The sequence below is a fragment of the Enterobacter sp. Ap-867 genome (assembly GCF_011752855.1).
GTDB lineage: Bacteria > Pseudomonadota > Gammaproteobacteria > Enterobacterales > Enterobacteriaceae > Cedecea.
This window is the reverse complement of sequence record NZ_VWWS01000013.1, coordinates 19,446-27,726: the sequence shown is the minus strand read 5'-3', so window position 1 is coordinate 27,726 and position 8,281 is coordinate 19,446. Positions and strand designations below refer to the sequence as shown.

The window sequence follows — 8,281 nt, the reverse complement described above, 5'->3', positions numbered from 1 at the left end:
CGTTCTTCAAAGGCTACCGTCCACAGTTCTACTTCCGTACAACTGACGTGACCGGTACCATCGAACTGCCAGAAGGCGTAGAGATGGTAATGCCAGGCGACAACATCAAAATGGTTGTTACCCTGATCCACCCAATCGCGATGGACGACGGTCTGCGTTTCGCAATCCGTGAAGGTGGTCGTACCGTTGGTGCAGGCGTTGTAGCTAAAGTTATCGCTTAATCGCTGATAACATTTGACGCAATGCACAAGAAGAGGGCATCATTTGATGCCCTTTTTGTACGCTTTCGAACCAGAACCTGGCTCATCAGTGATTTTTTACCGATAATCATTGCTGAGACAGGCTCTGAAGATGGCGTTTATGCCGGGTAGTGTCTGAAAAGAGCCATTCGGTTTGGTTTGCCTCGCAGTGGCGGGGCAAAAGTGTTTGTCTGATTTATTGTGACAGGTTGGTTTATGAGTGCGAATACCGAAGCTCAAGGGAGCGGGCGTGGCCTCGAAGCGATGAAGTGGCTGGCAGTAGTCGTTTTGCTGCTCGTGGCAATCGTGGGCAACTACATTTATCGTGATATCACTCTGCCGCTTCGTGCACTGGCTGTGGTCATTCTGATTGCAGCCGCAGGTGGTGTTGCGCTGCTGACGGTAAAAGGCAAAGCAACCGTAGCGTTTGCTCGTGAAGCAAGAACGGAAGTACGTAAGGTTATTTGGCCTACTCGCCAGGAAACTCTGCACACCACTTTAATCGTGGCAGCGGTTACCGCTGTGATGTCACTGATTCTGTGGGGGCTGGATGGTATTCTGGTCCGCCTGGTATCTTTTATTACTGGCCTGAGGTTCTGAGATGTCTGAAGCCCCTAAAAAGCGTTGGTACGTCGTTCAGGCGTTTTCCGGTTTTGAAGGTCGTGTAGCCACGTCGCTGCGCGAACATATCAAACTCCATAATATGGAAGAGCTGTTTGGCGAAGTGATGGTTCCAACCGAAGAGGTTGTTGAAATCCGCGGTGGCCAACGCCGTAAGAGCGAACGTAAATTCTTCCCGGGTTACGTTCTGGTCCAGATGGTGATGAACGATGCGAGCTGGCACCTGGTGCGTAGCGTTCCGCGCGTAATGGGTTTCATCGGCGGGACTTCCGATCGTCCAGCCCCAATCAGCGATAAAGAAGTTGATGCGATCATGAACCGCCTGCAGCAGGTGGGTGACAAGCCGCGTCCGAAAACGCTGTTTGAACCAGGTGAAATGGTTCGCGTTAATGACGGTCCATTTGCGGACTTCAACGGTGTAGTGGAAGAAGTGGATTACGAGAAGAGCCGCCTGAAGGTTTCCGTTTCCATCTTTGGTCGTGCGACGCCGGTTGAGCTGGATTTTGCTCAGGTGGAAAAAGCCTGATAATTTGATCGTTTAAGCAGCGATTGTTCATTGCACAGGGCGCGAAATTGGCATACAATTTCGCGCCTTTTGTTTTTATGTGTCCAGTACACGTAAGACGTTTATTCACGGGGAGCCTTCTTGAGGCGCTATTACCCAATCAGAGGATTTTAGAATGGCTAAGAAAGTACAAGCCTACGTCAAGCTGCAGGTTGCAGCTGGTATGGCGAACCCAAGTCCACCAGTTGGTCCAGCTCTGGGTCAGCAGGGTGTGAACATCATGGAATTCTGTAAAGCGTTTAACGCAAAAACTGAATCCCTGGAAAAAGGTCTGCCAATTCCGGTTGTTATTACCGTTTACGCTGACCGTTCTTTCACTTTCGTTACCAAAACCCCTCCAGCAGCAGTTCTGCTGAAGAAAGCGGCTGGTATCAAGTCTGGTTCCGGTAAGCCGAACAAAGACAAAGTGGGTAAAGTTTCCCGCGCCCAGCTGCAGGAAATCGCGCAGACCAAAGCTGCCGACATGACTGGTTCCGACATTGAAGCGATGACTCGCTCCATTGAAGGTACTGCACGTTCCATGGGCCTGGTAGTGGAGGACTAAGAAATGGCTAAACTGACCAAGCGCATGTCCGTGATCCGTGACAAAGTTGATGCTACCAAACAGTACGACATCAACGAAGCTATCGCTCTGCTGAAAGAACTGGCTACCGCTAAGTTCGTTGAAAGCGTTGACGTTGCTGTTAACCTGGGCATCGATGCTCGTAAATCTGACCAGAACGTTCGTGGTGCAACTGTACTGCCACACGGTACTGGCCGTTCCGTTCGCGTAGCCGTATTTGCTCAGGGCCCTAACGCTGAAGCAGCTAAAGCTGCTGGCGCAGAGCTGGTAGGTATGGAAGATCTGGCTGACCAGATCAAGAAAGGCGAAATGAACTTCGACGTTGTTATCGCATCTCCAGATGCAATGCGCGTTGTTGGCCAGCTGGGTCAGGTTCTGGGTCCACGCGGCCTGATGCCAAACCCGAAAGTTGGTACCGTAACTCCTAACGTTGCTGAAGCAGTTAAAAATGCTAAAGCAGGTCAGGTTCGTTACCGTAACGACAAAAACGGCATCATCCACACCACCATCGGTAAAGTGGACTTTGACGCTGACAAACTGAAAGAAAACCTGGAATCTCTGCTGGTTGCGCTGAAAAAAGCAAAACCATCTCAGGCAAAAGGCGTGTACATCAAGAAAGTTAGCATCTCCACCACCATGGGTGCAGGTGTTGCGGTTGACCAGGCTGGTCTGAACGCAGCGGCGAACTAATAATCGCCTTTACGCGGGCGAAAGATTAGTCTATTATCTTACGCCCGTTGTTCTGTTTAGGCAGAACACAAAGAATTTTCGGTTGGAGCCTGGCCTTATCCAGGCCTCCGTCCAAGACCGCAGGTGTTTCGCAAGAGACTTAATTGCCTGCGTAGACGGTGACAGAACCTGAAGAATATTTTTAGATAGTCTTTAGCTTGTTTCTGCTCACCGTATGTAGACGCACTTTTCCATTTTGGTTAAGTGCGAAGTGAGTTTCGGGACGTTTCGTCCCGGCTAAAACCCAGGAGCAAAAGCTAATGGCTTTAAATCTTCAAGACAAACAAGCGATTGTTGCTGAAGTCAGCGAAGTAGCCAAAGGCGCGCTGTCTGCAGTAGTTGCGGATTCCCGTGGCGTTACTGTAGACAAAATGACCGAACTGCGTAAAGCAGGTCGCGAAGCCGGCGTTTACATGCGTGTTGTTCGCAACACCCTGCTGCGCCGTGTTGTTGAAGGTACTCAGTTTGAGTGCCTGAAAGACGCGTTCGTTGGTCCGACCCTGATTGCATATTCTATGGAACACCCGGGCGCTGCTGCTCGTCTGTTCAAAGAGTTCGCTAAAGCGAATGCAAAATTTGAGGTCAAAGCCGCTGCCTTTGAAGGTGAGCTGATCCCGGCGTCGCAAATCGACCGCCTGGCAACTCTGCCGACCTACGAAGAAGCAATTGCACGCCTGATGGCAACCATGAAAGAAGCTTCGGCTGGCAAACTGGTTCGTACTCTGGCTGCTGTACGCGATGCGAAAGAAGCTGCTTAATCGCAGTTTTCTTTATCAAGTATTCGCTTACGTATAAACTTATTCTGATATTCAGGAACAATTTAAATGTCTATCACTAAAGATCAAATCATTGAAGCAGTATCCGCTATGTCCGTAATGGACGTTGTAGAACTGATCTCTGCAATGGAAGAAAAATTCGGTGTTTCTGCTGCTGCTGCTGTAGCTGTTGCTGCTGGCCCAGCTGAAGCTGCTGAAGAAAAAACTGAGTTCGACGTTATTCTGAAATCTGCTGGCGCTAACAAAGTTGCCGTAATCAAAGCAGTTCGTGGCGCAACTGGCCTGGGTCTGAAAGAAGCTAAAGACCTGGCAGAAACCCCGAATGCCGTTCTGAAAGAAGGCATCAGCAAAGACGACGCAGAAGCTCTGAAAAAATCTCTGGAAGAAGCTGGCGCTGAAGTTGAAGTTAAATAAGCCAACCTTTCCGGTTGCAGCCTAAGTCATTAGGCTGATGGCTGGTGACTTTTTAGTCACCAGCCTTTTTGCGCTGTAGGGTGCCAGTAGTGTTTCACACTGTTTGACTGCTGGTTTCCATTCAATGCATGTTTCTATCGACGCCTTAATATACTGCGACTTTCTACGCCGGGAGTTCCGGGGTAAAGCGCAATGAAATGGTTTAAGAGTGATAGAAACAGGTATTGCGGGGAGTGTTCCACTTTCCGGTCCACAAAATAGTGTTGCATAAACTGCCCCTTTCGACGGGCAGATGGGTCGACTTGTCAGCGAGCTGAGGAACCCTAATGGTTTACTCCTATACCGAGAAAAAACGTATTCGTAAGGATTTTGGAAAGCGTCCACAAGTACTGGACATTCCTTATCTCCTTTCTATCCAGCTTGACTCGTTCCAGAAGTTTATCGAGCAAGATCCCGAAGGACAGTACGGCCTGGAAGCTGCTTTCCGCTCCGTATTCCCGATCGCAAGCTACAGCGGCAACTCCGAGCTGCAGTATGTGAGCTATCGCCTGGGCGAACCTGTATTTGACGTTAAAGAATGTCAAATCCGTGGCGTGACGTATTCTGCTCCGCTACGTGTGAAACTGCGTCTGGTGATCTACGAGCGCGAAGCGCCGGAAGGCACCGTTAAAGACATCAAAGAACAAGAAGTGTACATGGGCGAGATTCCGCTCATGACCGACAACGGGACTTTCGTTATCAACGGTACTGAGCGCGTTATCGTTTCTCAGCTTCACCGTAGCCCGGGTGTGTTCTTCGACAGTGACAAAGGTAAGACCCACTCTTCAGGGAAGGTGCTGTATAACGCACGTATCATCCCTTACCGTGGTTCCTGGCTGGACTTCGAATTCGACCCGAAAGATAACCTGTTCGTGCGTATTGACCGTCGCCGCAAACTGCCTGCGACCATCATTCTGCGCGCACTGAACTACACCACTGAGCAGATCCTTGACCTGTTCTTTGAGAAAGTTAATTTCGAAATCCGTGACAACAAGCTGCAGATGGAGCTGGTACCGGAGCGCCTGCGTGGCGAAACCGCCTCCTTCGACATCGAAGCTGACGGCAAAGTGTACGTTGAAAAAGGCCGCCGTATCACCGCGCGGCACATTCGCCAGCTGGAAAAAGACGATATCAAACATATCGAAGTTCCTGTTGAGTACATTGCCGGTAAAGTTGCGGCTAAAGACTACGTTGATGCTTCTACCGGCGAACTGATTTGCCCGGCGAACATGGAACTGTCTTTGGATCTGCTGGCCAAACTGAGCCAGTCAGGCCACAAGCGTATCGAAACGCTGTTCACCAACGACCTGGATCACGGCCCGTACATTTCTGAAACCGTACGCGTCGACCCAACCAACGACCGCCTGAGCGCGCTGGTTGAGATCTACCGCATGATGCGTCCTGGTGAGCCACCGACACGCGAAGCAGCCGAAAGCCTGTTTGAGAATCTGTTCTTCTCTGAAGACCGCTACGATCTGTCTGCGGTAGGTCGTATGAAGTTCAACCGTTCTCTGCTGCGTGAAGAGATTGAAGGTTCCGGTATCCTGAGCAACGACGACATCATCGAAGTGATGAAGAAGCTCATCGATATCCGTAACGGCAAAGGCGAAGTGGATGACATCGACCACCTCGGCAACCGTCGTATCCGTTCCGTAGGCGAAATGGCGGAAAACCAATTCCGTGTTGGCCTGGTGCGTGTTGAGCGTGCGGTGAAAGAGCGTCTGTCTCTGGGCGATCTGGATACCCTGATGCCTCAGGACATGATCAACGCCAAGCCAATCTCTGCGGCAGTGAAAGAGTTCTTCGGTTCCAGCCAGCTGTCTCAGTTCATGGACCAGAACAACCCGCTGTCCGAGATTACGCACAAACGTCGTATCTCCGCGTTGGGCCCAGGCGGTCTGACCCGTGAGCGCGCGGGCTTCGAAGTACGTGACGTACACCCAACCCACTACGGTCGTGTGTGTCCAATCGAAACCCCTGAAGGTCCAAACATCGGCCTAATCAACTCCCTGTCCGTGTACGCACAGACTAACGAATACGGCTTCCTTGAGACTCCGTATCGTCGTGTGGTTGACGGTGTTGTGACCGACGAAATTCATTACCTGTCTGCTATCGAAGAAGGTAACTACGTCATCGCTCAGGCGAACACTAACCTGAACGAAGAAGGCCGTTTCGTAGACGACCTCGTTACCTGCCGTAGCAAAGGCGAATCCAGCTTGTTCAGCAACGACCAGGTTGACTACATGGACGTTTCCACCCAGCAGGTGGTTTCCGTCGGTGCGTCCCTGATCCCGTTCCTGGAACACGATGACGCCAACCGTGCATTGATGGGTGCGAACATGCAACGTCAGGCGGTTCCAACTCTGCGTGCTGATAAGCCGCTGGTTGGTACCGGTATGGAACGTGCTGTAGCCGTTGACTCCGGTGTTACTGCCGTAGCTAAACGTGGCGGTACCGTTCAGTACGTTGATGCATCCCGTATCGTTATCAAAGTTAACGAAGACGAGATGTACCCGGGCGAAGCGGGTATCGACATCTACAACCTGACCAAGTACACCCGTTCTAACCAGAACACCTGCATCAACCAGATGCCTTGTGTGTCCCTGGGTGAGCCGATCGAACGTGGCGACGTGCTGGCAGACGGTCCATCTACCGACCTCGGTGAACTGGCGCTTGGCCAGAACATGCGCGTAGCGTTCATGCCCTGGAACGGTTACAACTTCGAAGACTCCATCCTCGTATCCGAGCGTGTTGTTCAGGAAGACCGTTTCACCACCATCCACATTCAGGAACTGGCTTGTGTGTCTCGCGACACCAAACTGGGGCCAGAAGAGATCACCGCTGACATCCCTAACGTGGGTGAAGCTGCGCTCTCCAAACTGGATGAATCCGGTATCGTGTACATCGGTGCTGAAGTGACCGGCGGTGATATTCTGGTTGGTAAGGTAACGCCGAAAGGTGAAACCCAGCTGACGCCAGAAGAGAAACTGCTGCGCGCAATCTTCGGTGAGAAAGCGTCTGACGTTAAAGACTCTTCCCTGCGCGTACCAAACGGTGTTTCCGGTACTGTTATCGACGTTCAGGTCTTCACCCGCGATGGTGTGGAAAAAGACAAACGTGCGCTGGAAATCGAAGAGATGCAGCTGAAGCAGGCTAAGAAAGACCTGTCTGAAGAACTGCAGATCCTCGAAGCGGGTCTGTTCAGCCGTATCTATGCTGTGCTGGTTTCCGGTGGTGTTGAAGCTGACAAGCTCGACAAACTGCCACGTGACCGCTGGCTGGAACTGGGCCTGACCGACGAAGAGAAGCAAAACCAGCTGGAGCAGCTGGCAGAGCAGTACGACGAGCTGAAGCACGAGTTTGAGAAGAAACTCGAAGCTAAGCGCCGCAAAATCACTCAGGGCGATGACCTGGCACCTGGCGTGCTGAAAATCGTGAAAGTGTATCTGGCCGTTAAACGTCAGATTCAACCTGGTGACAAGATGGCAGGTCGTCACGGGAACAAAGGTGTTATCTCCAAGATCAACCCGATCGAAGATATGCCATACGATGAAAACGGCACGCCGGTAGACATCGTACTGAACCCGCTGGGCGTACCATCTCGTATGAACATCGGTCAGATCCTGGAAACCCACCTGGGTATGGCTGCGAAAGGCGTTGGCGAGAAGATCAACGCCATGCTGAAACAGCAGCAGGAAGTCGCGAAACTGCGCGAATTCATCCAGAAAGCGTATGACTTGGGTACAGACGTTCGTCAGAAGGTTGATCTGAATACCTTCACCGACGAAGAAGTTCTGCGTCTGGCTGAAAACCTGAAAAAAGGTATGCCGATTGCTACTCCGGTATTCGACGGTGCAAAAGAGTCGGAAATCAAAGAGCTGCTGCAACTCGGCGGTCTGCCATCTTCTGGTCAGATTACCCTGTTCGACGGCCGTACCGGTGAACAGTTTGAGCGTCAGGTAACCGTAGGTTACATGTACATGCTGAAACTGAACCACCTGGTTGACGACAAGATGCACGCGCGTTCTACCGGTTCTTACAGCCTGGTTACTCAGCAGCCGCTGGGTGGTAAGGCTCAGTTCGGTGGTCAGCGCTTCGGTGAGATGGAAGTGTGGGCGCTGGAAGCATATGGCGCTGCCTATACCCTGCAGGAAATGCTGACTGTTAAGTCTGATGACGTGAACGGCCGTACCAAGATGTATAAGAACATCGTGGATGGCAACCATCAGATGGAACCGGGCATGCCGGAATCCTTCAACGTTCTGTTGAAAGAGATCCGTTCGCTGGGTATCAACATCGAGCTGGAAGACGAGTAATCGTTGCTCAAAAGGTCCAG

At 51.4% G+C, this 8,281-nt stretch carries 8 protein-coding genes; all 8 read left to right on the top strand.

Going from position 1 to position 8,281, the window contains the following annotated elements; genetic code table 11:
- On the top strand, positions 1–221 hold a 221-nt coding region (locus tag F3J26_RS22050; protein ID WP_500691202.1), incomplete at its 5' end, for an EF-Tu C-terminal domain-related protein.
- 234 nt (positions 222–455) lie between these two features.
- Entirely contained in the window at positions 456–839 is a 384-nt protein-coding gene (secE, locus tag F3J26_RS22045) for a preprotein translocase subunit SecE (RefSeq protein WP_008460146.1), read from the top strand.
- A gap of 1 nt (position 840) precedes the next feature.
- Positions 841–1,386 (top strand): transcription termination/antitermination protein NusG, encoded by a 546-nt coding sequence (gene nusG / locus F3J26_RS22040; protein ID WP_003862341.1) that lies wholly within the window; start codon positions 841–843, stop codon positions 1,384–1,386.
- Positions 1,387–1,540: 154 nt separating this feature from the next.
- Positions 1,541–1,969, top strand: a complete 429-nt coding sequence (gene rplK, locus F3J26_RS22035) for a 50S ribosomal protein L11 (protein ID WP_008460147.1) — start codon at positions 1,541–1,543, stop codon at positions 1,967–1,969.
- A 3-nt stretch (positions 1,970–1,972) separates the two neighbouring features.
- Positions 1,973–2,677: a 50S ribosomal protein L1 gene (gene rplA / locus F3J26_RS22030; RefSeq protein ID WP_039289255.1), complete on the top strand. Its 705-nt coding sequence runs from the start codon at positions 1,973–1,975 to the stop codon at positions 2,675–2,677.
- 299 nt (positions 2,678–2,976) lie between these two features.
- Positions 2,977–3,474, top strand: a complete 498-nt coding sequence (rplJ, locus tag F3J26_RS22025; RefSeq protein ID WP_002438625.1) for a 50S ribosomal protein L10 — start codon at positions 2,977–2,979, stop codon at positions 3,472–3,474.
- Positions 3,475–3,540: 66 nt separating this feature from the next.
- The gene (gene rplL, locus F3J26_RS22020; RefSeq protein ID WP_008460150.1) at positions 3,541–3,906 is read left to right on the top strand and encodes a 50S ribosomal protein L7/L12; all 366 of its coding nucleotides are present in this window, start codon (positions 3,541–3,543) and stop codon (positions 3,904–3,906) included.
- A gap of 326 nt (positions 3,907–4,232) precedes the next feature.
- Entirely contained in the window at positions 4,233–8,261 is a 4,029-nt protein-coding gene (gene rpoB / locus F3J26_RS22015) for a DNA-directed RNA polymerase subunit beta (RefSeq protein WP_166995986.1), read from the top strand.
- The last annotated feature ends 20 nt before the right edge of the window (positions 8,262–8,281 follow it).